Here is a 26,073-nt window from a genome sequence, read left to right as displayed (position 1 = left end):
TTGCCCCATCGCATCAAGCCACGGTGACGGCCGTGTAGAGACCGTCTTCCTGAAAGGATAAGTGATTGTCATGGTGAAAGTGCGTGAAGACCAGCCGCTAACCGCAAGCGGAAAGGTGGACATACAGCAGTGGTTAACGCGCCTGCAGGAGGATGTGCGCCTACCTGAGCCTGAGCGTTTAGTCGAGGCCTGTGAGCTCGCTGAGCAGTTAGAGCTTGAGGCGCCGCGTACTCATCGTGTATGGCTGTCGCCAGGTTCTAGCTTTCGCATGGGCCTGGAAATGGCCGATATCCTTGGCGAATTAAAGCTCGATCAAGCGACGCTAGAGGCCGCCGTTCTCTACCGTGGCGTGCGGGAAGGGTTGTTGAGCCTTGAGTCGGTGTCAAAGCGCTTTGGCGAAGAAGTGGCCAGCCTGATTGATGGCGTGCTGCAAATGGCCGCTATCAGCTATCCGCTGGCGCCTGATCACGGTATGGGCCAGCACAACCAGCAGGAAAACCTACGCAAGATGCTGGTCAATATGGTCGGCGATGTGCGCGTGGCGCTGATCAAAATTGCCGAGCGCACCTGTGCCCTGCGCCAGGTAAAAGACGCTCCCCGGGAAAAAAGTTTACAAGTGGCCAGGGAAGTCGCCGATATTTACGCACCGCTGGCTCACCGCCTGGGCATCGGTCAGCTTAAGTGGGAGCTGGAAGATCTATCGTTTCGGTATTTGCACGAAGACGAGTACAAAGCGATAGCCAAGCTGCTGGCGGAGAAGCGTCTTGACCGCGACCGCTACATCCACGATGTCGTCGAAACCATCAAAGCTTTGATGGAAGCCCAGCACATCCACCGCTATGACGTGGATGGTCGGGCCAAACATATCTACTCGATCTGGCGCAAAATGAAGCGTAAGCGGATCGACTTCTCACAGGTACACGACGTACGCGCGGTGCGCATTCTGGTGCCGGAAGTAGCCGACTGCTACACCGTGCTGGGGATTATCCACTCGCGCTGGCACCACGTGCCCAACGAGTTTGACGACTATATCGCCAACCCCAAAAAGAACGGCTATCAGTCGCTGCATACCGCCGTAATGGGGCCGGAAAATAAGGTGCTCGAAATCCAGATTCGTACCTTCGCTATGCACGACGAAGCGGAGCTGGGCGTGTGCGCCCACTGGCGTTACAAAGGCCACGATACCAACGCCAAAAGCCGTAGCTACGAAGAGAAAATTGCTTGGTTGCGCCAAGTGTTGGAGTGGCAGGACGAAGTGGGCGGCTTTGGCGATTTGCGCGAAGGGCTCTCCAGCGATGTAGCGCCTGATCGTATCTACGTATTTACCCCCGACGGCCACGTGATTGATCTGCCGCGGATTGCCACACCGATCGATTTCGCCTACCGGGTGCATACCGAAATTGGTCACCGCTGCCGAGGCGCCAAGATTAATGGGCGCATTGTGCCGCTCACCTACAAGTTAAAGACCGGCCAGCAGATAGAAATTCTTACCGCCACCAAGGGKGGGCCAAGCCGCGACTGGTTAAACCCCAGCCTGGGCTATGTGCGCACTTCCCGGGCTCGGGCCAAAATCCAGGCGTGGTTTAAACATCAGGCGCGGGATCAAAACCTGGACGAGGGGCGCGTGCTGTTTGACCGTGAAATGCGCCGCCTGGATGTCGAGGGTCTCGATCTGCCCAAGCTGGCCAAGGCCGTCAACTACCAAAATGCCGAGGACATGTACGCCGCCATCGGCGCCGGTGACCTGCGTATCGGCCAGGTGTTGCACCAGGCTCAGCAGCTGTTTGGTGAAACTGACGACCAAGAGCAGCTCGACCGCCTGCTCGCCAAGCCAAAACGCCAATCCAGCAAAGCCACCAAAAGCGATATTACCGTGCTGGGTGTCGGCAACCTGAAAACCAGTATGGCCAACTGCTGCCGTCCGGTGCCTGGCGAACCGATTATCGGGTTTATTACCCAGGGGCGCGGCGTTACTGTTCACCGTCAAGATTGCAGCAATATTCTGCAATTGCGCCTGGATGAGCCCCAACGCATTATCGAAGTAGAGTGGGGCGAACGTGCTCAAACCCGCTACCCGGTGACCATCGAGATTCAGGCCTGGGATCGCTCCGGCCTATTGCGTGATGTCACTGGTTTGCTGGGTAATGAAAAAGTTAACGTGCTGGCGGTGAACACGCTAACCGATACTGATGAGGGTATTGCCCGGCTGCGTATCACGCTGGAAGTCGACGGTCTGGAGTCCCTGGGGAGGCTGTTCTCGCGTATTCAGCAGTTGCCCAACGTTACCGAAGTGCGCCGTTTGCGCAACGCCGACCCGGATCAACAAGTTCGCAAGGGAGGAGCATAATGCGCCATGGTATCGACGACCTGCTGACGCTCATGCAGGTGCTGCGTAACCAGGAGCAGGGCTGCCCTTGGGATCTCCAGCAGAATTGGGACAGCATTGTGCCCCACACCCTGGAAGAGGCCTACGAGGTCGCCGACGCCATTGAGCGACGCGCTTTTGACGAGCTACCCGGAGAGCTAGGCGATCTGCTTTTTCAAGTGGTTTACTACGCCCAGTTCGGGGCGGAGGAGCAGCGCTTCGACTTTGCTGATATCGTCGATACCCTGACCGCCAAGATGTTGCGTCGCCATCCCCACGTATTTCCGGAGGGCACCCTGGCCTCACGCCGCCCGCCGGGAGTGAGCGCCGAGGAAGTGCAAACCCAGCAGGTCAACAGCCGCTGGGAGTCGTTGAAAGCCGAGGAGCGTGCTGAAAGGGCCATTGAGGCGCCCTCTGTGCTCGACGATGTACCGCGCACGCTACCTGCGCTAAGCCGCGCTGCCAAGCTGTCTAAACGCGCCGCGCGGGTAGGCTTTGACTGGCCCGATGCCCGCGGTGTCATTGACAAAATTCGTGAAGAGTTGGCCGAGGTCGAAGAAGCGCTTGCCGCTGGCGACCAGCAGCACGCCCAGGAAGAAGTCGGCGATTTGCTGTTTGCGGTCACCAACCTTGCCCGCACGCTGAGTGCCGACCCGGAGCAGTGCCTGCGCGCTACCAATGCCAAGTTCGAGCGCCGTTTTCGTTTTGTTGAGCGCGAGCTGAGCGCTGCCCAGCGGCCATTAACGGAGGCTTCTCTAGACGAGATGGAAGCCCACTGGCAGGCGGCGAAAGCAGAAGAAAAACAACCTACCCATCCCTGATTTAATAATGATGCGACCCCTGCAAGGAGGCCATGCCAATGAGTCACGACCTACACGAATCTCTGCGCGATAACGTGCGTATTCTAGGCGACAGCCTGGGGCGCACCATTGCCGATGATTTGGGCCAAGCATTTGTCGATAAAATTGAAACCATCCGCGCCCACGCCAAGCGCGGGCGCCAGGGCGACTCGCTGCAACAGCGCGAGTTGATCGAGTATCTGCGTGAGCTCCCGGAGAGCGACCTGCTGCCGGTCACCCGAGCCTTTAACCAGTTTTTAAACCTCGCCAATATTGCCGAACAGCACTATCGGGCGCGCTTTCGCCGGGTAGAGGACTACAAACCCGGCTCTCAGCCGGTGCTGGGGGAGCTGCTTGAGCGCGCCCAGCAGGCGGGCAACTCACCGCGTAATCTGGTCGAGGCCCTCGCCAATATGCGCGTAGAGTTGGTGCTCACCGCGCACCCCACCGAAGTTATTCGCCGCACCTTGATCCAAAAATATGACGCCATTGATGAGTGTTTAACCGCCATCGAGAGCTCTGAAGATTATCCCGAGCGTGGCACCCGTGCCCAAGGGCGTCTGGAAGAGCTGATTAGTCAGGCATGGCACACTGACGAGATCCGCCACGAGCGGCCCACCCCGGTAGACGAAGCCAAATGGGGCTTTGCAGTGATCGAAAACTCGCTGTGGCAGGCGGTGCCTGACTTCCACCGCGATCTGGATAACCTGCTGCTGGATACCGCCGGCGAGCGCTTGCCCCTGGACGCCGCACCGATACGCTACGCCTCCTGGATGGGCGGTGACCGCGACGGTAACCCCAACGTGACCGCCCGAGTAACCCGCGAAGTTCTGCTGTTAGGCCGCTGGATGGCCGCCGACCTCTATCTGCGCGATCTTGAGCAGCTCAAAACCGAGCTCTCCATGTGGAAGGCTAATAGTGCACTTAAAGCCGAAGCGGGCGATGTCGCTGAGCCTTACCGCGAAGKGCTGAAGCGGTTGCTTGCGAAGATGGAGTCGACCCGGGATTGGGCCAAGGCCGAACTGGAAGGGCGCAACTACGACGGCGGGCCGATTATCGAAACCCGCGATCAGCTCTATTCGCCACTGCTCGCCTGCTACCGCTCGCTGTGCGATGTAGGTCTCGACACCATCGCCAATGGCGCACTGCTGGACACCCTGCGCCGGGTAGCCGTGTTTGGCGTCACGCTGACCAAGCTCGACCTACGCCAAGAAGCCAGCCGCCATGCCCAGGTGATAGAAGAGCTGACCAGCACGCTGGGCCTTGGCCACTACCGCGAATGGGACGAGGCTCAGCGCCAAGAGTTTCTGCTCGCCGAGCTTTCCTCGCGTCGCCCGCTGATTCCACGCCGCTGGGAGTGCTCCGCCGAGTCCCGGGAGGTGCTGGACACCTTCAAAGTCATCGCCCAGGAGCATTCTGAAGCGCTGGGGACGTACATTATCTCCATGGCCGCTGAGCCCTCAGACGTGCTCACCGTCGCGCTGCTCATGAAAGAGGTTGGGGGACAGGTAACGCTACCTATTGCGCCGCTATTTGAAACCCTTAACGACCTGGATCACGCAGGCGACGTTGTCGATAAACTGCTCTCAATTCCTGGCTATCGCTCGCTGATCGATGACCGTCAGGAGGTCATGATTGGCTACTCCGACTCGGCAAAAGATGCCGGCCAGCTGGCCGCTGCCTGGGCGCAGTACCGTGCACAGGAGKCGCTGGTGAATGTGTGTAATCGACACGGCGTCGATTTAACCCTGTTCCACGGCCGCGGCGGCACCGTCGGCCGCGGTGGCGGCCCGGCCCACGCGGCTATTCTCTCCCAGCCCCCTGGTTCGGTAAACGGCAGCCTCAGGGTTACTGAGCAGGGCGAGATGATTCGTTTCAAGTTTGGCCAGCCGGATATTGCCCTGCGTTCCATGGAGATCTACGCCTGTGCAGTACTGGAGGCCACGCTATTGCCTCCACGCACACCAGAACCTCACTGGCGCGAGGAGATGGATCAGCTCGCCAAGGTAGCGCACGCGGCTTACGTAGGCGTAGTGCGGGAAGACCCGGACTTTGTGCCTTATTTCCGGGCGGTCACCCCGGAGGGCGCTCTGGGCAGGTTGCCACTAGGCTCCCGCCCCACCAAGCGGCGTCAGGATGGCGGGGTGGAAACCCTGCGCGCCATTCCATGGATTTTCGCCTGGACGCAGATTCGCCTGATGCTACCCGCGTGGCTGGGCAGCGGCGAAGCCTTCTCGCGGCGCTTGGAACAGCCCGGTGGCCGTGATGTGCTGCAGGAGATGCGCAACGAGTGGCCCTTCTTCGGCACCTACCTGGACATGCTTGAGATGCTGCTGGCCAAAGCCGATGTGGCCATTGCTGCCTACTACGAGCACCGCTTAGTCGACGAGCCCTCGTTGAAGGCGTTGGGTAAACAGTTACGCCAGCGGTTCGCGTCGTTGGAAGAAGCAGTGCTGGATATTCTTCAGCAGGAGAAGCTGCTGGAGAACACCCCGCTGATTCGCCAGGCAATCGATGTTCGCAATCCCTACATTGATCCGCTGCACGGTTTGCAGGCGGAGCTGCTGCAGCGTAATCGCGATGCCGATGGGGCGATTAGCGCCGACCTTTCTCGGGCGTTGATGGTCACTATGGCGGGCATAGCGGCAGGGCTGCGCAACACCGGCTAGGCTGTTTTGATACGATTTTTACCGTGATTTTTAACCGTAACGTTCTACTACAACGTTCTACTACTACAGAGAGGCGCCAATGTCCTCAGATGCTCAAGCGGTACTCGACTTTTGGTTTGAGGAGTTGACGGCTGCTCAGTGGTTTAAAAAAGACGCTGAGTTGGATCGTACAATCTCGCAGAGGTTTGGCGCGCTGCATGTCCAGGCCGCACAGTGCGAGTGCTACGCTTGGCGGCAAACAGCCGAAGGGCGGCTCGCGGAGATCATTGTGTTGGATCAGTTCTCGCGCAATATCTACCGCGACGACGCCCGCGCCTTTGCCACCGATACCTTAGCGCTGGCGCTGGCCCAAGAGGCAGTGGCCGTTGGAGCCGATGCTCCGCTTTCCAGAGTGCAGCGGGCGTTTTTGTATATGCCCTATATGCATAGCGAGTCTGTGGTCATTCATGAGCTGGCGATGCAGCTGTTTGACCAGCCGGGACTAGAGAATAATCTCGATTTTGAAGTACGCCACAAGGCGATTATTGATCGTTACGGGCGTTATCCGCACCGCAATGCATTGCTGGGGCGGGCCTCTAGCGACGAGGAGCTGGACTTTCTAAAGCAGCCCGGCTCCTCTTTTTAAGCGTATATTTATTCCCTTTTAGCCCTATGGCGTTATATGTCGTTGCGAAAATCTACCCGGATCAATAAGTACATTAGCGAAAGTGGCATGTGCTCGCGCCGCGAGGCCGRCCGCTTTGTGGAGCAGGGCAACGTGTGGATAAACGGTCGCCGCGCGACCACCGGTGATCAAGTGTTGGCAGGTGACTTGGTTAAAGTAAACGGCCAGGAGATTGAGCCTCAAGAAGAGGAGGATCTGGTACTGATCGCGCTGAACAAACCGGTGGGCATTGTCAGTACCACTGAATCCAGCGAAAAGGACAATATCGTTGAGTTTGTGAAGCATGGCGTGCGTATTTTCCCCATTGGGCGGCTCGATAAAGACTCCCAGGGACTGATTTTTTTAACCAATAACGGCGATCTGGTTAATAAGATTCTGCGCGCCAATAACAACCACGAAAAAGAGTACCAGGTGACGGTGAACAAGCCGATCACCGACGAGTTTATAGAGGGCATGCAGAGCGGCGTGCCGATTCTTGGCAAGGTGACCAAGCGCTGCAAGGTGCAAAAAGAGTCCACCTTTGTGTTCACCATTACCCTGGTGCAGGGGCTCAATCGGCAAATTCGCCGTATGTGCGAATACTTCGGCTATGAAGTTACCCAGCTTATTCGCACGCGCATTATGAATGTGCCCCTCAAAGGCTTGGCCTTGGGCGACTGGCGCGATCTCACTGCCAAAGAGATCGATACCATTATCGCGTTGACCGAACGCTCAGAGGCGGCACCCGAGAAGAAAAGTAAAGCTAAGCCTGAAAGACCCAACTACAGCTCAGGCGCAGGAAAGGCAAAGCCGCCCGCTGCGAAAGGGCGCCCGGCCAAAGCCGGCTCGAAGGCGACTGGTGCCAAGGCCGCCGGAGCTAAACCGCTTCCCAAAGGTAAAAAAGCTGCCAGCGGAAAAGTCAGTACCGGCCCGAAGGGCAGTGCCGGTAAACCGCACCCCAAAGGTAAAGCCCCCGGCAAGCCCGGTGTTAAAAGCAAGCCTGGTGCTAAAGGTAAGCCCGTGGGTAAAGGCCGCGGCAAGCCAGCGGTGGGCGGCAAACCTTCTCAGCGACGCAAGTAGCTGCTAACCATTCAAGAGTTTCCACTGTGATTCCAATCGTCGCTTTTTACTCTGTGATTAGCGTTATCGCTTATATCACTTACGCTATCGACAAAAAGGCGGCTATTAATAACCGCCGTCGGGTGAGTGAGAAATCGCTACATCTGCTTGGGGTAGTGGGGGGCTGGCCGGGTGCGCTACTGGCCCAACAGCAACTGAGACATAAAACCCAGAAAACCGCTTTTCAAGTTACGTTCTGGCTGACAGTTGTCGTAAATCTGGTCTGTGTAGGGTGGCTAATGGTTTCATTGAGTCTCATTTAGCCACCCTATGCTGGGTACCTACGCTCTGGCGTGGTTGCTGGGCGCGAAAAGAAAATTAGCGATTAGCTCTTTACCGCCCTCGGTGGCAAACGATTCCGGGTGAAACTGGATGCCATGAATCGGGTACTCCCGATGTTTAACGCCCATTAGTTCGAATTCGCCCAGTGCCTGCCAGCGGCTGCGCTGCTCAAAGCTATCGGCTGCAAGTGCGCCTACGGTGGCGGTTACTTCCAGGCACTCGGGTAGAGTGATCGCATCGGMAATTAGCGAGTGGTAGCGCATCACTTCAAGCTGGTCAGGCACGCCGTTAAACACCGATGCGTTATTGTGGTTGATCGGGCTGATCTTGCCATGCATCGGCAGCGGCGCTTTGACTACCTTGCCGCCAAACACGTGCACGATGCCCTGCATGCCCAGGCATACTCCCAGCAGCGGCGTGGTTTTGCCCAGTTTTTCGATCACTTCTGCACACACACCAAAGTAGCGCGGGTCATCCGGCGAGCCGGGGCCGGGGGAGATAATAATGCGATCCGGTGCCATGGCTTCGATGGCGTGGAAATCGATTTGATTATTGCGCTTAACGAGTATCTCGAAATTGGCCAGCCCGCCGCGATTCTTCTCCGTGGTTAGAATCTCTCCAATAAACTGGTAGAGGTTATAGGTGAAGGAGTCGTAATTATCGATGATCAGTACCTTCATGCTTGGCTCTCCATGTCCGTCTCCATAAAGGGGGTAAGGGCTTTGCGTGTACCGGCAAACTTGCGGCGGATCTCCTCGTACTCATCGGCAGCGTTGCTATCAAACACATTGCCACCGCAGGTTTGCACGTAGGCACGTTCACCATTCACAAACACGGTGCGAATGGGAATCGCAAAGGTGCAGTCGCCGTTAAACGAGAACTGGCCCACTGCGCCGCCGTAGGGGCCCCGACCGTCAGTTTCCAGGTCATCGATAATTTTCATCGCCTCGATTTTGGGGGCGCCGGTGAGAGTGCCCGCGGGAAAGTTGCTGGCCAGCGCGGTAAACATATCTTCACCTTCGGCGATAATGCCGACGATCTCGCTGGAAATATGCTGAACGTGGCTGAAGCGTTTGATATCCATCAGGCTGCGCACTTTGACGGTGCCAAATTGCGCCACACGACCAATATCATTGCGGTGTAGATCCACAATCATATTGTGCTCGGCGATCTCTTTGGGGTCGTTGAGCAGCGCCCGGGCGAGCTGGGTATCCTCCTGGGGCGTTTGGCCACGCAGCGTGGTGCCCGCCAGGGGGAAGGTTTCCATTTCCCCTTGGCGCAGCCGGAATAGAAGCTCGGGGCTGGCGCCAATCAGCTTCTGTTCACCAAATTTGACGTAGTACATCTGCGGCGAGGGGTTAATGGTGCGTAGCTGGTCGTACAGCGCCAAGGTATCGCCTTTGATACTAAAACGCTTTTTAAAGCCGACTTCACACTGGAACACCTTACCGTCGATAATATCCTGCTTCACCTTGGCCACCGCCTCGGCGTGCTCTGCCTGACTCATGGTGTCGCCCAGAGCGGTGATTTGCAGCGGGCCTGCTGGCTCATCGTTTGCATTGATCAGTGTCTGCAGAAAGTCGTAGCGGCTATTATCGTAGTAGAAGTAGGTGACTTCCCCGGTCATCTTGTCGAGGATAAGACCATCTTTGTAGAGCCCAAAGCGGAAGGTGTCGAAATCATCGCTGGCTTTTAACGTAAGCGAGGGCTCGAAGTACTGCATGGCGTCGTAACCAAGGTAACCGCTTAACCCACCGGCATACTTGCGGGAAATAATATTCTGCGGGATCAGACTGCGCAGCAGCTCATAGGGGTTATCGCTGGGGTAGTGTTTGGCGTTGCCTTTGCGGTCTTCGATCGTCAGCGTGTTGCCGTTGGCGTAAAGCGTGTACTCGGGATCAAAGCCAATGATCGAGTGGCGCGCCATATGGCTATCTTCGCCCAATGACTCCAGCATGTAGCAGGTATCAAACCGGCGCTCGATTTTCTGAAACAGGGCAAAGAAGTCGCAGTCCGCCGCCAAGGTCACATAGTGAGGTTTGCGTGGCAGCGTAAAAGGCTGCGGGCCTGATGAGGCCTGTGTATTGGCAGTGGTCATGATGCATCATTCCGTGAAGAAGGGCTTGAAGAGGGTAACGTGGTCAGCGCGCGGGAACCCCGCGAAACCGTAGCGATGCCCACGCCCAGGGTTTCGGCTATTTTGCGGTGAGGCACGCCTTCCTGCAGCAGTTTAAAAATCTGTAGGCGTTTACTGATTTCTTGGTACTCTGCAGGAGTCAGCAGGCTGGCCAGCGCCTCATCCATTGCGTCCGGCGAGTCGATGGCGAGCAGGTGACGAATGAGCTCAGCCTGGTAGTGTTCGTTTGTGAGCATGGTCAAGGCCGGTTAATAAGCGTGTACTAGCGTACTAGTACGGTATATTGTTGGCCAGAAAAGTCAAGCAATGCGTGTTGATTTACGTTAAGGGAATTCGATGACCGGATACTTTATTCAAGCTTTTATTTACCTTGTCGCCGCGGTGATTGCGGTACCGCTGGCCAAGCGCTTTGGCCTGGGGTCAGTGCTGGGTTATTTGGTTGCTGGGGTGGTGATTGGCCCCATTTTTGGGCTAGTGGGGCAGGAGACCACCACCATTCAGCACTTTGCCGAGTTTGGCGTGGTGATGATGCTGTTTTTGGTGGGCATGGAGCTTGACCCCAAGGGCCTTTGGGCGATGCGCGTTAGGCTGATCGGTCTGGGTGGGCTTCAGGTAGTGCTAACGGCCGCTGCTGGCACTGCCATTGCTTGGTGGCTGGGGCTTGTGTGGCAAACCGCTCTGGCGGTGGGGCTGATTTTTGCGCTCTCCTCCACGGCCATTGTATTGCAAACACTCAATGAGAAGGGGCTCGCCAAAACAGAAGGCGGGCGCAGCGCTTTCTCGGTACTGCTATTCCAGGATATTGCGGTGATCCCAATGCTGGCGTTGATTCCGCTGCTGGCGCTGCCGGAATTAATGGGCGCGGGCGGCGATGATGGCCATGCCAGCTTAAGCCTGGTAGCCCACTTGCCCGGCTGGGCGCACGCTTTAGTGGTCGTGGCAGCTATCGCAAGCGTTATTGCCGCTGGCTACTATTTGATGCCGCTGTTGTTTCGCTATGTGATTGGCTCTGGCCTGCGTGAAGTATTTACCGCTACTGCGCTGATGCTGGTGATTGGCATCGCCGCACTGATGAGTGTGGTCAATTTATCCCCCGCCCTGGGGGCCTTCCTGGCGGGGGTGGTGCTCGCCAACAGTGAATTTAAGCACGAGCTGGAAGCCAATATTGAGCCCTTCAAAGGACTACTACTGGGGCTGTTTTTTATTACCGTAGGGGCGGGCATCAACTTCTCAGTGTTAGCAGCGGAGTGGGGCACGGTGCTGTCGCTAGGCGTGGCGGTTATCGTTGTTAAAGGTGTGATTCTGCTGGGCTTGGCGCTGCTATTTCGAGTGCATGGTAGCAACGGCTGGCTGTTTACTTTAAGCCTTGCCCAAGCCGGKGAATTCGGCTTTGTGCTGCTAACCTACAGTGTTCAAAACAACGTGATTCCTACTGATATCTCTCAGATTCTCTCACTGGTGGTGGCGCTATCAATGTTCTTAACGCCGTTGCTATTTATTGCCTACGACCGGCTGGTGCTACCGCGGTACCTTATCGCTAAAAACGATGATCGCGAAGCCGATGCTATTGAGGAGCAGGCACCGGTTATCGTTGCGGGAGTAGGCCGGTTTGGACAAATTATCTGCCGCTTGCTGCGCGCCAATAATATTCCCATCGTGGCGCTGGATCTGGAGATTGAGCAGATCGAGAACCTGCGCAAAATTAACATCAAAAGCTACTTTGGCGATGCCAGCCGCTCCGACTTGCTAGAGACCGCAGGGATTGAGCACGCTAGGTTACTGGTTATCGCGTTAGACGATCGTGATCGTGCCGTACAAATGGTTAAGCATGTGAAGCATGCCTACCCCCAAGTGTGGGTGCTGGCCCGTGCATTCGACCGGGGACACGGCTATCAGCTACGTGACGCAGGGGCCGACGACGTTATCAGTGAAACCTACCACTCAGCGCTGGAACTGGGCGGGCACGCACTGACTGCCATGGGCGTGCATCCCATGCGTGCCAAGCAGATGACTTGGGCGTTTGTACAGAACGAAGATGCCCATGAGGATGAATTGTTTGCAACATGGAAGGATATTGAGGGAGGGAGTGCTTTCGGCCCTCGCTATAGTGAGCTGTTCATGAAACTCGAAGAAGCGCTCAATACCGCTATGCAGCAGGATTGGCCCGAGCCGCAACGGCAGGATGTTCCTATCTGGACACCGCCAGACCAAAGTCGCGATGCAGTTTAAAACGGCAGATGTAAGGAAGCGCTTAACATATTGAGATGACTGAGGGATGGGGCGTCGATGCGTTCGTACTCTAGGCGGCTAACGAGTCGGTTGATGGTCATGGTGGCGCCGAAACCTTGCAGCATCGCGGTGCCGCTTTCATCGGCGCCTTCCAGGTCGCTTTCACCACGCCACTCAGTGATGCCGGACTTCGCATAGACGCTGAAGGCGCCCATGCGAACACCGGCAACAATGGCACCGCCTAAACTCAGTGTATCCATAATCAGCGGATTAATGCTGGAGGATGTGGCGATTTCTTCGCTTTCCCGGTAGGCGATTTCAGCGCCAATATCGATTTGGGGGAGGCGCCAGGGGCTGTAGCCTGCGGTTACTCGAAAACCGCTGGTATAGTTATCAAGGCTTTGAAGGTCACTGCCTTCTAAGATAACGCCGTTATCCAGCTGCATGAGTTCGCTATTGGGAGCGGTATAAGCCATGACCGGCGGGGTATCGTCGGCGTAGCTGCTAAACCAAGGAACGGAGCAGCAGAGCAGGGTGCTTGCCAAGCGTTTGGTTGGCATTTTTCGTACACCTATTGTTTTATACCCATATATTGTCGTATACCCATGGGGTGTGAGAATACGGGCCGGGAGAAAAAGCTATCCCATTCAGACTAGCAACTGGCTTGGATTTCCACCACTTTAATTGCGCCCTCTGCTAAGTTATCGACTAAATTTTTACCCATTGTGATAAAGCGCTCGCCAAATACCCACTGTGGAGATAGCACCGCTTGGCGTGGCGTCTGCTCTTTTTGCCGCTGTCGCTGGCGCCACTCCAAGGCTATTTTGCTCCAGTCTTCCGTGTGTTCAAGTCGAAAACCGCCTGTTTCCAGCAATTGAGTCAGCTCCGCAATGGTCATTAGATGGGAGTGCTCAGAAGAGGCCGCCCAAGGCACTGGATAGCGAAGCTGTGCCACGTTGGGGCCGCTGATGACTTCATGCATCACTAGCTGCCCGCCAGGGCGCAGAACACGCTGGCTTTCTGCGATTACCTTGGTGGCATCGGGCATATTGAGTAGGCTGTGCTGAAAGAGCACGGCATCAAAGCTGCTATTGGCAAATGGCAGGGCGCTCGCGTTACCGGTTACCCAGATGAGTGGTAACGAGTCAGCCTGGTTAACCCGTAAACTCAGCGCTTTGTTCAGTGCACTGAAGCCATGCGTAATATCCAGCCCAGTCATCTTAAAACCCAGCGAAGCACCCTGGCGCATTAATCCGCCCAGTCCTGCGCCGATATCCAGTACCTTGCTGTGGGTGTCAGGGTTGAGGCGTGCAAGCAGCCGAGTAGAGGCCGCCACGCCACCAATATGCAGCTGATCCAAAGGGGCCAGTTGATGCAGCGTGGGGCCAGCGGGGTAGTGGGCGTCAATCTGTGCCAATACCTCATCAGCGCGCAGGGCACGCTGATAGTGATCGGCTAAAGGGTTGGAAGGGGTCATCGCTTACGATTCTTGATCCAAGCCCAGCTCTTGAATGGAAATTTCACGCATTTTAAATTTCTGAATCTTGCCGGTGACGGTCATCGGGAACTCGTCAACGAACTTAAAGTAGCGCGGAATTTTGAAGTGGGTGATCTTGCCTTTGCAGTACTCGCGCAGCGCTTCGCCGGTCACCTCATCCGCGGTGTTGTTGAGTTTTACCCAGGCAATCAGCTCTTCGCCATACTTCTTATCCGGCACGCCGGTGACCTGTACTTCTGAGATGGCCGGGTGAGCGTAGAGGAATTCCTCAATCTCTTTGGGATAAACGTTTTCGCCGCCGCGAATGACCATATCTTTGATGCGGCCTACGATCTGGATGTAACCCTCTTCATCCATGGTGGCGAGGTCGCCGGTATGCATCCAGCCCGCTTCGTCGATGGCCTCTGCGGTGGCTTTATCGTTGTTCCAGTACTTCAGCATTACGCTATAGCCGCGGGTACACAGCTCGCCGATTTCGCCCCGAGGCAGAATGCCTCCGTTGCCAGGGTCGACAATTTTGTTCTCTAAGTGAGGCTGGGTGCGGCCCACGGTGGAAACGCGTTTCTCAATACTGTCGTTGGCACCCGTTTGAGTGGAGACCGGGCTGGTTTCCGTCATGCCGTAGGCGATCTGCACGCCCTTCATATTCATCTTGTTGATCACCTGCTTCATGATTTCCGCAGGGCAGATCGAGCCCGCCATAATCCCGGTGCGCAGTGTGGAGAAGTCAGTGCTAGCAAAACCCTCGTGTTCAAGCTCGGCGATAAACATGGTGGGCACGCCGTAGAGCGCGGTGGCTTTCTGCTCGTGAACCGCTTTAAGTACTTTGCCGGGATCGAAGCCCTCATCCGGATAGATCATAGTGGCGCCGTGGGTAACACAGCCTAAGTTGCCCATTACCATGCCAAAGCAGTGATAGAGCGGTACCGGAATCACCAAACGGTCTTCGCTGGTAAAGCCCATGCTTTCCGCCACAAAAAAACCGTTATTGAGAATATTGTGGTGGGAAAGCGTTGCGCCTTTAGGAAAGCCCGTGGTGCCCGAGGTGTACTGGATATTGATCGCATCATCAAACTGCAGCGTCGCCTGCAGGTCGTCAACGTCAGTTTGGCTAACTTTGTTGGCTTCTTTCATCAGGTCAGACCAGCGCCACATGCCGCTGAGCTTTTCGCTGCTTAAATTAATAATGCACTCAAGGTCGGGCAGCTTTTGTGACTTCAGCTCGCCATCGTTACTGGCTTTTAATTCGGGTGCCAGCTCATACAGCATGGCGCTGTAGTCAGAGCTTTTAAAGCTGTTGGCAGTGACCAGAAAGCGCGCGCCAGACTGGTTCAGTGCGTATTCCAGCTCATGGGTACGGTAAGAGGGATTAATGTTGACCAGGATGGCGCCAATTTTGGCGGTGGCAAACTGGGTTAACGTCCACTCGCTGCAGTTAGGCGCCCACATGGCAACGCGGTCACCCTTATTAACGCCAATGGAGAGCAGCGCGCGGGCACAGCGGTTAACCTCTTCGTGAAGCTGGCGATAGCTCCAGTGAATATTCTGGTGCAGCACAATCAGGGCGTCGTTATCAGCATGCTGTGTCGCGATTTGATCAAATTTATCGCCAATCGTCATACCTAGAAGCGGCTTGTCTGCCATGCTGCTGGAGTAGCTGGGTTGGGTAAGGGTAGATGATGCCATGGTGTATCTCTCCGAGATTTTTTTTGTCCGAACGGGAAGGCAGAGGATAGTTAGCTGCTTTTAATTTTTATTATTCACTTCTCATTTCAACGGCTAGGGCCTTTTGCCAGGGCGACTTTGGAACTGGGCTTGCGGCCTAGCTCGCCGGTGATCCAAAAGCCGGTATCGATCACTGCCTGCAGGTCGATACCCGTTTCAATCCCCAGCCCTTCAAGCATGTAGAGCACGTCTTCGGTGGCCACATTGCCGGAGGCGCCCTTGGCGTAGGGGCAGCCGCCGAGGCCTGCCGTGGCAGCGTCAATAACGCTGACGCCTTCTTCCATTACCGCGTACAGATTGGCCAGCGCCATGCCGTAGGTATCGTGAAAGTGGGCCGCCAGGAACTCAATGGGCACCTGCTGCTGAACGGCTTCAATCATGCGCTTGGCAGCCAGCGGTGTACCGACGCCAATGGTGTCCCCTAGCGACACTTCGTAGCAGCCCATCTCATAAAGTGCCTTGGTGACTTCGGCTACTTTGCCAGGCGCGATTTCGCCCTCATAAGGGCAGCCCAATACGCAGGAGACGTAGCCGCGTACACGTACGCCCGCATCGCCTGCGCGCTTGAGCACCGGTTCAAAGCGTGCCAGCGATTCGGCAATTGAGCAGTTGATGTTCTTTTGCGAGAAAGCTTCAGATGCAGCACCAAATACTGCGACCTCTTCAACGCCAACGGATAAGGCGTTTTCAAGCCCTTTCAGGTTAGGCGTGAGCGCTGAGTAAACCACGCCGGGTTGGCGCTTAATACCAGCCATCACTTCGATGGCGTCACCCATTTGCGGCACCCATTTGGGTGACACAAAGCTGGCGGCTTCAATATGCGTCATACCCGCCTTGGCAAGCCGCTCGATCAGGGCAATTTTGGTCGCCGTGGGTACAATCCCCCCTGGCTCGTTTTGTAGGCCGTCCCGGGGGGCCATTTCAAACAGGCGAACTTGCTGAGGTAAGGTAGATTGGCGCAGTGTCATGGAGAGCTCCTTATTCGTTGGCCGCAAAGTCGAGCAGCACGGCGCCTTGGCTCACGGTGTCACCGGCTTGGAAGTGGAAGGTTTCCACGCTGCCGTCCGTCGGAGCGGTCATGGTGTGCTCCATTTTCATGGCTTCCATCACCATTAGCGGCATGCCTTTTTCAACATTAACGCCGGGCTCTACCAGCAATGCAACGACCGTGCCGTTCATGGGTGCGGTTAGCGTGGATTCTGCCTCGTGGTGACCGTGATCAATGGCATCGATGCGCCGCCAGAACAGGCGGGTTTCACCGCTGGGGTCGGCCATGACCACCACATGACCGTCGCGGCGGGCCTGCAGGCGACGGCGGTGGCCATTCAAGGTAACTGCTACCGCATCGCCGGTGAGCGGCTGCAAACTCGCGGTAAGGGTTTCATCACCAATAGTGAGATTCCACAGCGACTCGCCAGGGCTGCGTTTACCTTCGACGATCACTACCGCTTCATCGCTATCCGGCGCTTGTGCACTTGCCGGGTCACACAGGGCAATGCGAATGGTGTGCGGGGCGTTGAGGCGGAAGCCGTCGTGGCGATCCCAGGGCGAGTCGCTTTCGCACTCCTGGGTAAGTTGATTCAGGCCAATCAGCGCGGCACTCGCGTAGGCCTCCATGCTGTAAGTACGGGCTGCAAACAGCGTCGCTTCGTTGCGCTCGATAAAGCGGGTATCCAGCTCCACGTTCTTAAAGCCCGGATGCGTTGCCAGGCGCATTAGGAAGGCGCGGTTAGTCACGACTCCTTGGACATCTAAAGCTGCCAGCGCACGATTAAGGGTAGCCAGCGCGGCATCACGATCGGCGCCGTGAACGATTAGCTTGGCGAGCATGGGGTCGTAGTGCATCGACACCGCATCGCCGCTCTCTACACCGCTATCCAAACGTACCTGGTCGCCGCTTAGACCAGCGCCTTCTAAATCCAGTGCAAAGCGAGTGAGCAGGCCGGTAGCGGGCAGGAAATCCTGGTCCGGGTCTTCGGCGTAGATACGCGCTTCAAAGCTATGGCCGGTAATCGTTAGTTCGTTCTGGGTGCAAGGCAGCGGCTCGCCCATGGCGACGCGCAGCTGCCACTCGACCAAATCCTGGCCGGTGATCATCTCAGTGACGGGGTGTTCGACCTGGAGGCGAGTGTTCATCTCCATAAAGTAGAACGAACCATCAATGTCTAAAAGAAACTCGACGGTGCCTGCGCCTACGTAGCCGATCTCCTGGGCGGCGCGTACGGCAGCATCGCCCATGGCGCTACGTAGCTCCGCGGTCATGCCGGGGGCGGGGGCTTCTTCGATCACCTTTTGATGACGGCGCTGAACGCTGCAGTCCCGCTCGAACAGGTAAACGCCGTTGCCATGGCGGTCGCAAAATACCTGCACTTCCACATGGCGGGGCTGCACCAGATACTTCTCGATCAGCATCCGGTCATCACTAAAAGCAGCTTTGGATTCACGGCGGCAGCCATCCAATGCGGCCTGAAAACTATTACCAGACTCAACCACGCGCATCCCTTTACCACCGCCGCCGGCGCTGGCTTTGAGCATCACCGGGTAGCCGATTTTGTCGGCTTCGCTGCGCAGCAGGGCGTCGTCCTGATCGTCGCCGTGATAGCCCGGCACCAGCGGCACGCCCGCATTGGCCATACGCGCTTTAGCAGCGGATTTATCGCCCATGGCAGCAATTGCTGAGGCGGGCGGGCCGACGAAGGTAATGCCCGCTTCTTCAAGGGCTTTGACGAAGGTACCGTTTTCGGAAAGAAAGCCGTAGCCGGGGTGAATAGCGCCGGTGCCGGTGCGCTTGGCAGCTTCGATCACCGCATCAATATTGAGATAGCTTTCCCGCGCGGCGGCAGGCCCCAGACGAACGGCCTCGTCGGCCTCACGCACGTGGCGTGCGCTGGCATCGGCGTCAGAGTAAACCGCGACGGTTTTCAGGCCCATACGGCGGGCAGTGCGCATCACGCGGCAGGCGATTTCACCGCGGTTGGCGACCAGAAGCGTGTCAAAAGGCGTCGTGCGAGCGGCTTTTTCGGCTCTTTCGTTTTTATCAATTGGGGGTGAATGACTCATGAGCGACGCTCCGAAGCGTGGGGTGTGTTATTAGAATCGGCCCAGGCGGGGCGGCGCTTTTCAAAGAAACTGGATAAGCCCTCTTGGCCCTCTTGGCTTACCCGCAGTTTGGCGATCACCTGACAGGTATGTTCGCGGGTGGCGTCACTGTCAGGCGCTTGAGCGACCGAGGCCATCAGCGCTTTGGTGGCGCGCTGGGCTTGGGGCGAGCCGGCTAACAGGGTTGCCAGCAGGGCGTCCACTTCGTCGTCTAGCTTATCGTGCTCCACCACCAGATGGACTAAACCCAGCGCGAGCGCTATTTCGGCGTCCATGACTTCTGCGGTTAACGCATAGCGGCGCATCTGTCGCTCGCCCAGAGCCCGCTGCACGTAAGGGCTGATGACTGCGGGCGATAGGCCAATTTTGACTTCCGAAAGGCAGAATTTGGCTTTGCCCGAGGCGATCACCACATCGCAGCAAGCAGCCAAGCCCACCGCGCCGCCAAAGGCTGCGCCTTGCACACGGCAGAGGGTAGGGCAGGGCAGCGTATCCAGGCCATGCATTAGCGCGGCGAGCTTGCGGGAATCGGCGAGGTTATCTTCCAGGTCGTAATCGACCATGCGCTTCATCCAGTTCAGATCGGCACCCGCGGAGAAGCTTTTGCCTTCTGAACCCAGCACTACCGCGCGCACGTCGCCTGATTCGGCCAACGAATGCAACTGGTCAAGGTGCGCGTTTAGCTCAGCAATCAGGCTGTCATCAAAAGCGTTATGCACTTCGGGGCGGTTTAAGGTCAGGCGCGCCACACCCTCTTCTATATTCAGTGTTGAGTAAGCCATGGTAAGACCCCCTTACATCCGGAACACGCCGAAGCGTGTCTCTTCGATTTCTGCGTTCATCGCGGCAGCTAAAGAAAGCCCTAACACATCGCGGGTTTGCAGCGGATCAATCACGCCGTCGTCCCATAAGCGGGCGCTGGCGTAGTAGGGGTGGCCCTGATGCTCGTACTGGTCGCGGGTGGGCTGCTTAAAGGCTTCTTCGTCCGCTTTACTCCACTCGCGGCCTTCGCGCTCATGTTGCTCGCGCTTAACCTGGGCCAGCACGCCCGCCGCCTGCTCGCCGCCCATCACTGAAATGCGCGCGTTGGGCCACATAAACAGCAGGTTGGGGTCGTAAGCGCGGCCACACATACCGTAGTTACCGGCGCCGAAGCTGCCGCCAATCAGAACGGTGTATTTGGGCACCTTGGCGCAGGCTACGGCAGTCACAAGTTTGGCGCCGTGCTTGGCGATGCCTTCGTGCTCGTATTTGGAGCCGACCATAAAGCCGGTAATGTTCTGCAGGAAGATCAGCGGGATCTTGCGCTGGGCGCAAAGCTCGATAAAGTGCGCGCCTTTCACCGCACTTTCGGAAAACAGCACGCCGTTATTGGCCACAATACCCACTGGGTAGCCGTGAATATGGGCAAAGCCGGTGACCAGGGTTTCACCGTAGTAGCGCTTGAACTCGTCAAAGTCGGAGTCATCGACGATGCGGCCAATCACTTCCCGCACGTCGTAGGGCTTTTTCAGGTCGGTACCGACAATGCCGTACAGCTCAGCAGGGTCAAGCTTGGGTGGCTTGGGTGCCTGCATGGCGAGCTTGCCACGCTTTTGCCAGTTCAGCCGCGACACACAGGCGCGAGCCAACTGTAGCGCATGGGCGTCGTTTTCCGCGTAGTGGTCGGCGACACCGCTGACCTTGGCGTGAACATCTGCACCGCCCAGATCTTCAGCGCTAATGCTTTCACCGGTGGCGGCTTTTACCAAGGGCGGGCCACCCAGGAAAATCGTTCCCTGTTCTTTGACGATGATCGACTCATCCGCCATTGCAGGCACATAAGCGCCACCTGCGGTACACGACCCCATCACCACGGCGATTTGCGGGATGCCCTCGGCGGACATGGTCGCCTGATTATAGAAAATGCGCCCGAAGTGATCACGGTCGGGGAAGACTTCATCCTGGCGGGGCAGAAAGGCACCGCCGGAATCGACTAAATAGATACACGGCAGGCGATGCTTGCGGGCAATCTCCTGGGCGCGAATATGCTTTTTCACCGTGAGCGGAAAGTAGGTGCCGCCTTTCACCGTGGCATCGTTAGCGACGATCACGCACTCCACGCCGGAAACACGGCCAATACCAGTGACCACACCAGCGGCAGGGATCTCGCTATCGTATATGTTGTGCGCCGCAAGGGCGGAAAACTCTAGAAATGGCGAACCTTCATCAATCAAGTGATCGATGCGGTCGCGTACAAACAGCTTGCCGCGGCTTTCGTGACGCTCGCGGGCTTTGGCACCGCCACCCTGGGCGACGGCAGCGGTCAGTTCACGCAGTTTGTTCACTTCACCGAGCATTGAGGCTTCGTTGGCTTGAAACACATCGCTGCGCGGGTTGATCTGAGTGGAAATGGAGCTCATGACAGGACCCTTACTTACTTTCGGTGAAGAGTTCGCGACCAATTAGCATCCGCCGAATCTCGCTGGTGCCTGCGCCGATCTCATACAGCTTGGCGTCGCGCAGTAGGCGCCCGGTGGGGTATTCGTTGATATAGCCGTTGCCGCCGAGCAGTTGAATGGAGTCCAGCGCTACCTGAGTGGCTTTTTCGGCGCAGTAGAGAATCACCCCGGCAGCGTCTTTGCGGGACGTTTGGCCACGGTCACAGGCACCGGCTACGGCGTATAAATAGGCGCGGCAGGCGTTCAGGGTGGTGTACATATCCGCCACTTTGCCCTGCACCAGCTGGAACTCACCGATTGACTGGTTGAACTGCTTGCGCTCGTGGATATAGGGCATCACCACATCCATGGCGGCCTGCATAATGCCGATCGGGCCAGCTGCAAGCACTGTGCGCTCGTAATCCAAGCCGCTCATGAGTACGCGTACGCCTTTGCCTTCCCCACCGAGAATGTTTTCAGCGGGAACGGCGCAATCCTGGAATACCAGCTCACAAGTGTTGGAACCGCGCATGCCTAGCTTGTCGAGCTTCTGGGCGGTGGAGAAACCGGGCATGCCTTTTTCGATAATAAACGCAGTGATGCCTTTGGAACCGGCGTCTGGATCTGTTTTGGCGTACACCACCAGTACGTCCGCATCCGGACCGTTGGTGATCCACATTTTATTACCGTTAAGGATGTAGTGATCGCCATTCTGCTTGGCACGCAGCTGCATCGAGACCACATCCGAGCCTGCGCCGGGTTCCGACATGGCTAAAGCGCCCACGTGGTCGCCGCTGATCAGTTTGGGGAGGTACTTGGCTTTCTGCTCGGGGGAGGCGTTGATCTTGATCTGGTTAACACACAAGTTGGAGTGGGCGCCGTAAGAGAGCGCTACCGATGCGCTGGCCCGGGAGATCTCTTCCATGGCGATGCAGTGGGCCAGATAGCCCATGCCGCTGCCGCCATCCTCTTCAGAGACGGTAATCCCCAATAGCCCCATATCGCCAAACTTCTTCCACAGGTCGTTAGGGAACTCGTTGTTGCGGTCGATTTCGGCCGCACGGGGGGCAATCTCGCTGGCAGCAAAGGCGTTGACCTGCTCGCGTAACATGTTCAGTTCGTCTTCGAGGCCAAAATTGAGTTCTGAGTAGTGTGAAAACATGGTCAATCACCTGTGCTGATTATTTGTGTTTGCTATCTGTAATTAGCCATCTGGGCTGGCGTAGCTGTGTCGGCTAATCGAGCTGGCGGACGCGTCAGTGCATAGTGGCGGAAGAGGGGGCTGAGGCTTTATCGGCCGAACTCGCGTGCTCTTCTTCGTTTTGTGTTTCTTGAGGCTCTTTTTCGAGTAGTTCTTCGAGCGCTTGGCGGCAGCGGATCTCAGCGCTTTCAAGCTCTAGCTGAACCATGGTGATGTCTTTCATTTGTTGATCCAGCGCCGCACGGCGCTCGCCTATTTTGCTAAGCATTAGATGCAGCTGTTTTTTGCTGCCGCTGCGGGTTTCGTCCCAAAGTTCGAACAGTTCGCGTATCTCTGCCAATGAAAACCCCAGCCGCTTACCGCGAATGGTGAGCTTCAGACGTACACGGTCTTTGCTGCTGTAAACCCTGGTTTGCCCGCGGCGCGTAGGGTGGAGCAGCTCCTGATCTTCATAGAAGCGGATGCTACGGGTGGTTAAATCAAACTCGTTGGCTAGTTCACTGATCGAGTAAGTTTTGCTCATGGTGACGTTCTCTCACAAAGTCGTTGTTCCCAATATATGACGCCTATGGAACACTGCCACTGAGGCTAAAACAAGTTTACGTTAACGTAAAGCAATTGTTGCTAGCAGTTGAAAAGCGTTGAAATCAGGTAAGTCGTTGATATTTATGTTTTGAAGACAGTTGTTAATTCAGGAGAATGTCGTCGATAGACCAAAGTTGTAATTGTATTGCTATAGCGACAGTTGCTAGTTTGCACATACACCTTACGTTCAGGTAAGGCAGTAGCAGCCGCTTTTGCCATGCCTGTAAAGAATTAGCACAACAACAATAAGAGGCTTGCCACTCTATGAGTGCAAACGATGTCCTTCAGGGACCTGTCCTCGAAACCCGAGGGCTGACCAAAGAGTTTCGCGGCTTCACCGCCGTGGACGATGTCAACCTCCAGGTACAGGAAGGGCATATTCACGCACTGATTGGCCCCAATGGTGCTGGTAAAACCACCGTATTTAACTTATTGACCAAATTTCTGCCGCCTACCCGCGGCGATATTTTGTATCGCGGCAACTCAATCACCAGTAAAAAATCCAACGAAATAGCTCAGTTAGGGTTGGTGCGTTCGTTTCAGATTTCTGCGGTATTCGCCCACATGACCGCGTTGGAGAATGTTCGAGTGGCCCTGCAGCGTAAACTGGGTACCTCGTTTCATTTCTGGAAATCTGAGAAATCCCTGGATCACCTTAATGAGCGCGCGCTTGAGCTACTGGAAGAAGTGGGGTTGCGGGAATATGCCGATACGCTAACGGTAGAGATGCCCTACGGTCGTAAACGAGCACTTGAACTGGCCACTACCCTTGCGCTTGACCCCACCATGATGCTGCTTGATGAACCTACCCAAGGCATGGGCGCAGAAGACGTCGACCGCATCGTGGCGCTGATTAAGCGTGTCTCCCAGGGGCGCACCGTATTAATGGTGGAGCACAACCTGAGCGTGGTTAGCCGCCTATGTGACCGCATCACCGTGTTGGCGCGAGGCGCTGTTTTGGCTGAGGGCGATTACGACGCTGTCTCTCGGAATCCATTGGTACGCGAAGCCTATATGGGCAGCGATGCCGCGGAAGAGGATGGTTCTGAAAAAGAGGGAGCTGCCGTATGAATATCGCTGAGGCCGAAGTGCCGGTTGAAAACACGCAAAGCCTGGAAATGTTGCGCGTGCAGGATCTACACGCCTTTTATGGCGAGTCGCACATCCTGCACGGCGTCAATTTTGATGTGAAGCGTGGCGAGCTGGTAACGCTGCTGGGGCGTAACGGCGCCGGGCGAAGTACCACGTTGAAATCGATCATGAACATGGTGGGGCGCAGAACGGGCTCTATTGTGATTAACGGTAATGAAACGCTGCATATGAAGCCGCACCATATCCCGCGTCTCGGAGTGGGTTACTGCCCGGAAGAGCGCGGCATTTTTGCAAGCTTGGATGTGCACGAGAACCTATTGCTTCCACCCACTGTGCGTTCCGGCGGTATGAGCCTGGACGAAATCTACGCCATGTTCCCGAACCTTTATGAGCGGCGTAGAAGCCAGGGGACGCGGCTTTCCGGGGGTGAACAGCAGATGTTAGCCATGGCGCGTATCTTGCGCACCGGAGCGCGCATGCTGCTGCTCGATGAAATTACCGAGGGGTTGGCCCCGGTGATAGTGCAGAAGCTTGCCGAAGTGCTGGTTCAGTTGAAAGAGCGCGGTATGACCATTGTGCTTGTGGAGCAGAACTTTCGCTTTGCGGCGCCGCTTGCGGATCGCCACTTCGTGATGGATCACGGTCAGATTGTCGAAGAAATCAGCGCCGCGCAGCTGCCATCGCGTCGGGAACATCTCAACTCAATGCTAGGGGTATAACACACGGCTAGACACTTAAATGTTCATTCCGCCAACAGTTTCGCTGCTCACAAAACAACAATATTAATCAGTAATTTGCAGTACGCACTTTCACGACAGCTCAAAGACTACACAACAGCTCAAAAACAACACAACAACAAAGGCCTCCGGGCCAGGAGACGAATATGACCTTTATGAAAAAAACGCTGGCCGTCAGCATCGCCGTTGCGGCCGCTTCAAGCCTCGCCGTGTCTACCGCCCAGGCTGATATGAGTGATGGTGAAGTCCGCATTGGTTACCTGGCCGATATGTCCGGCACTTATCGCGACCTCGCAGGCCCCGGCGGCTTAACCGCCATGGAGATGGCGGTGGCCGATTTTGGCGGCAGTGTAGATGGCGCGCCCATCGTTATTTCCAGTGCAGATGATCGCAACAGCGCTGACGTCGGCGCGAATACCGTGCGTGGTTGGATCGATCAGGATAACGTCGATATGGTGGGCGGCTTAGTAGCGTCTTCTGTGTCCATTGCAGTGACCAAAGTGCTGGAAGAGAACAATGGCCTGGGTATCGTGTCCGGCTCGGCGGCTTCTAGCATTACCAACGAACACTGTACCCCTAATCACATCCACTGGGTGTACGACACCTATCCGCTCGCTAACGGTACCGCCAAAGCTGTCGTAGAGCAGGGCGGCGACAGCTGGTTTATGCTGACCGCAGACTACGCCTTCGGTCATGCGCTTGAAGCTGACGTCACCAAAGTAGTGGAAGAGAGCGGCGGTGAAATTGTGGGCGGCGTTCGTCATCCCTTCCCGACTAACGACTTCTCTTCGTACATTCTTCAGGCTCAGGGCTCCGGCGCGAAAATTATTGGCTTKGCCAACGCCGGTGCCGATACCGTTAACGCGATCACGACGGCCAGCCAGTTTGGCTTGACTCAATCTGGGCAGCAGCTAGCAGGCCTGTTGATTTTCTTGAATGACGTTCACGCCCTTGGCCTGGAAGCCACTCAGAACCTGCTGCTAACTACCGGCTGGTACTGGGATATGGATGAGCAGTCCCGCGAATGGGCACAGCGCTATTTCGATGAAGTAGGCCGCATGCCGACCATGGTACAAGCGGGTATCTACTCCAGCACCATGCACTACCTGAAAGCCGTTGAAGCCGCTGGCACCGACGACCCTGAAACCGTACGTGCACAAATGGCCGAGATGCCTATCGAGGACTTCTTTGCCCGTAACGGCAGCATTCGTGAAGATGGCCGCATGATCCACGACATGTACCTGGCCCAGGTGAAAACACCGGATGAGTCCACCGGTGAGTGGGATCTTTACGAAATCCTCAGCACCATTCCCGCCGAAGAAGCCTACCGCCCGCTATCTGAAAGCCAGTGCAAATTGGTGCAAAACTAATTTCCCGGCTGAGCTTGAACCAGATAGCCATAGCAAGTGATGTGTAGAACCGGTTGGCGGCAA

22 protein-coding genes are annotated in these 26,073 nt (G+C 56.4%); 10 read left to right on the top strand and 12 right to left on the bottom strand.

From position 1 onward, the window contains the following. The first annotated feature begins 70 nt into the window (after positions 1 to 70). From relA to HALO_RS14120, 6 genes are all read left to right on the top strand, one after another. The gene (relA, locus tag HALO_RS14145; RefSeq protein ID WP_035578633.1) at positions 71 to 2,347 is read left to right on the top strand and encodes a GTP diphosphokinase; all 2,277 of its coding nucleotides are present in this window, start codon (positions 71 to 73) and stop codon (positions 2,345 to 2,347) included. Next, positions 2,347 to 3,186 carry a nucleoside triphosphate pyrophosphohydrolase gene (gene mazG, locus HALO_RS14140; RefSeq protein WP_035578635.1) on the top strand — a complete coding sequence of 280 codons (840 nt, stop codon included), beginning with the start codon at positions 2,347 to 2,349 and terminating at the stop codon, positions 3,184 to 3,186. The genes relA and mazG overlap by 1 nt, the downstream gene beginning before the upstream one ends. A gap of 38 nt (positions 3,187 to 3,224) precedes the next feature. Further along, entirely contained in the window at positions 3,225 to 5,873 is a 2,649-nt protein-coding gene (ppc, locus tag HALO_RS14135; protein ID WP_050713558.1) for a phosphoenolpyruvate carboxylase, read from the top strand. A gap of 79 nt (positions 5,874 to 5,952) precedes the next feature. Continuing rightward, entirely contained in the window at positions 5,953 to 6,498 is a 546-nt protein-coding gene (locus tag HALO_RS14130) for a DUF924 family protein (protein WP_035578637.1), read from the top strand. 36 nt (positions 6,499 to 6,534) lie between these two features. Then, positions 6,535 to 7,596: a 23S rRNA pseudouridine(2604) synthase RluF gene (gene rluF, locus HALO_RS14125; RefSeq protein WP_050713557.1), complete on the top strand. Its 1,062-nt coding sequence runs from the start codon at positions 6,535 to 6,537 to the stop codon at positions 7,594 to 7,596. 26 nt (positions 7,597 to 7,622) lie between these two features. Continuing rightward, positions 7,623 to 7,898: a DUF1294 domain-containing protein gene (locus HALO_RS14120; RefSeq protein WP_035578641.1), complete on the top strand. Its 276-nt coding sequence runs from the start codon at positions 7,623 to 7,625 to the stop codon at positions 7,896 to 7,898. 18 nt (positions 7,899 to 7,916) lie between these two features. On the opposite strand, the gene HALO_RS14115 is transcribed toward HALO_RS14120, so the two are convergent. From HALO_RS14115 to HALO_RS14105, 3 genes are read right to left on the bottom strand one after another with little or no spacing between them, the layout of a single operon-like run. Then, positions 7,917 to 8,597: an anthranilate synthase component II gene (locus tag HALO_RS14115; RefSeq protein WP_050713556.1), complete on the bottom strand. Its 681-nt coding sequence runs from the start codon at positions 8,595 to 8,597 to the stop codon at positions 7,917 to 7,919. Then, positions 8,594 to 10,015 carry an anthranilate synthase component I family protein gene (locus HALO_RS14110; RefSeq protein ID WP_035578645.1) on the bottom strand — a complete coding sequence of 474 codons (1,422 nt, stop codon included), beginning with the start codon at positions 10,013 to 10,015 and terminating at the stop codon, positions 8,594 to 8,596. The genes HALO_RS14115 and HALO_RS14110 overlap by 4 nt, the downstream gene beginning before the upstream one ends. Further along, the gene (locus HALO_RS14105; RefSeq protein WP_035578647.1) at positions 10,012 to 10,290 is read right to left on the bottom strand and encodes a Trp family transcriptional regulator; all 279 of its coding nucleotides are present in this window, start codon (positions 10,288 to 10,290) and stop codon (positions 10,012 to 10,014) included. The genes HALO_RS14110 and HALO_RS14105 overlap by 4 nt, the downstream gene beginning before the upstream one ends. A 100-nt stretch (positions 10,291 to 10,390) precedes the next feature. Between HALO_RS14105 and HALO_RS14100 the strand changes: the two genes are divergently transcribed. Next, a complete protein-coding gene (locus HALO_RS14100) occupies positions 10,391 to 12,283 on the top strand; it encodes a monovalent cation:proton antiporter-2 (CPA2) family protein (RefSeq protein WP_035578649.1) in 1,893 nt (630 codons plus the stop codon). On the opposite strand, the gene HALO_RS14095 is transcribed toward HALO_RS14100, so the two are convergent. The 9 genes from HALO_RS14095 to HALO_RS14055 all read right to left on the bottom strand — a co-directional run bounded on the left by HALO_RS14095 (position 12,280) and on the right by HALO_RS14055 (position 22,749). After that, positions 12,280 to 12,843 (bottom strand): hypothetical protein, encoded by a 564-nt coding sequence (locus HALO_RS14095; protein ID WP_035578650.1) that lies wholly within the window; start codon positions 12,841 to 12,843, stop codon positions 12,280 to 12,282. The genes HALO_RS14100 and HALO_RS14095 overlap by 4 nt on opposite strands. 92 nt (positions 12,844 to 12,935) lie before the next feature. Further along, positions 12,936 to 13,760: a class I SAM-dependent methyltransferase gene (locus tag HALO_RS14090; protein ID WP_035578651.1), complete on the bottom strand. Its 825-nt coding sequence runs from the start codon at positions 13,758 to 13,760 to the stop codon at positions 12,936 to 12,938. Positions 13,761 to 13,763: 3 nt separating this feature from the next. Then, positions 13,764 to 15,467, bottom strand: coding sequence for an AMP-binding protein (locus HALO_RS14085; RefSeq protein WP_035578652.1), 1,704 nt, complete (start codon positions 15,465 to 15,467; stop codon positions 13,764 to 13,766). An 86-nt stretch (positions 15,468 to 15,553) separates the two neighbouring features. Further along, the gene (locus HALO_RS14080) at positions 15,554 to 16,474 is read right to left on the bottom strand and encodes a hydroxymethylglutaryl-CoA lyase (RefSeq protein ID WP_035578654.1); all 921 of its coding nucleotides are present in this window, start codon (positions 16,472 to 16,474) and stop codon (positions 15,554 to 15,556) included. A gap of 10 nt (positions 16,475 to 16,484) precedes the next feature. Then, positions 16,485 to 18,566, bottom strand: a complete 2,082-nt coding sequence (locus HALO_RS14075) for an acetyl/propionyl/methylcrotonyl-CoA carboxylase subunit alpha (RefSeq protein ID WP_050713555.1) — start codon at positions 18,564 to 18,566, stop codon at positions 16,485 to 16,487. Next, positions 18,563 to 19,387 (bottom strand): enoyl-CoA hydratase/isomerase family protein, encoded by an 825-nt coding sequence (locus HALO_RS14070; protein ID WP_035578656.1) that lies wholly within the window; start codon positions 19,385 to 19,387, stop codon positions 18,563 to 18,565. Before HALO_RS14070 ends, HALO_RS14075 begins: the two co-directional genes overlap by 4 nt. Before the next feature lie 12 nt (positions 19,388 to 19,399). After that, the gene (locus HALO_RS14065) at positions 19,400 to 21,007 is read right to left on the bottom strand and encodes a carboxyl transferase domain-containing protein (protein ID WP_035578659.1); all 1,608 of its coding nucleotides are present in this window, start codon (positions 21,005 to 21,007) and stop codon (positions 19,400 to 19,402) included. A gap of 10 nt (positions 21,008 to 21,017) precedes the next feature. Further along, positions 21,018 to 22,187 carry an isovaleryl-CoA dehydrogenase gene (locus tag HALO_RS14060; protein ID WP_027959155.1) on the bottom strand — a complete coding sequence of 390 codons (1,170 nt, stop codon included), beginning with the start codon at positions 22,185 to 22,187 and terminating at the stop codon, positions 21,018 to 21,020. 94 nt (positions 22,188 to 22,281) lie between these two features. Beyond that, positions 22,282 to 22,749, bottom strand: a complete 468-nt coding sequence (locus HALO_RS14055) for a MerR family transcriptional regulator (protein ID WP_022523812.1) — start codon at positions 22,747 to 22,749, stop codon at positions 22,282 to 22,284. Between the two features lie 326 nt (positions 22,750 to 23,075). On the opposite strand from HALO_RS14055, the gene HALO_RS14050 reads away from it, so the two are divergent. From HALO_RS14050 to HALO_RS14040, 3 genes are all read left to right on the top strand, one after another. Then, positions 23,076 to 23,882, top strand: a complete 807-nt coding sequence (locus HALO_RS14050) for an ABC transporter ATP-binding protein (protein WP_022523811.1) — start codon at positions 23,076 to 23,078, stop codon at positions 23,880 to 23,882. After that, the gene (locus tag HALO_RS14045; RefSeq protein ID WP_035578660.1) at positions 23,879 to 24,622 is read left to right on the top strand and encodes an ABC transporter ATP-binding protein; all 744 of its coding nucleotides are present in this window, start codon (positions 23,879 to 23,881) and stop codon (positions 24,620 to 24,622) included. Before HALO_RS14050 ends, HALO_RS14045 begins: the two co-directional genes overlap by 4 nt. Positions 24,623 to 24,786: 164 nt before the next feature. Beyond that, a complete protein-coding gene (locus HALO_RS14040; protein WP_050713554.1) occupies positions 24,787 to 26,010 on the top strand; it encodes an ABC transporter substrate-binding protein in 1,224 nt (407 codons plus the stop codon). Positions 26,011 to 26,073: the final 63 nt, after the last annotated feature.

This window comes from Halomonas sp. R57-5 (assembly GCF_900070345.1).
Classification (GTDB): domain Bacteria; phylum Pseudomonadota; class Gammaproteobacteria; order Pseudomonadales; family Halomonadaceae; genus Vreelandella; species Vreelandella ventosae_B.
This window is presented reverse-complemented; position numbering and strand designations above follow the sequence as displayed.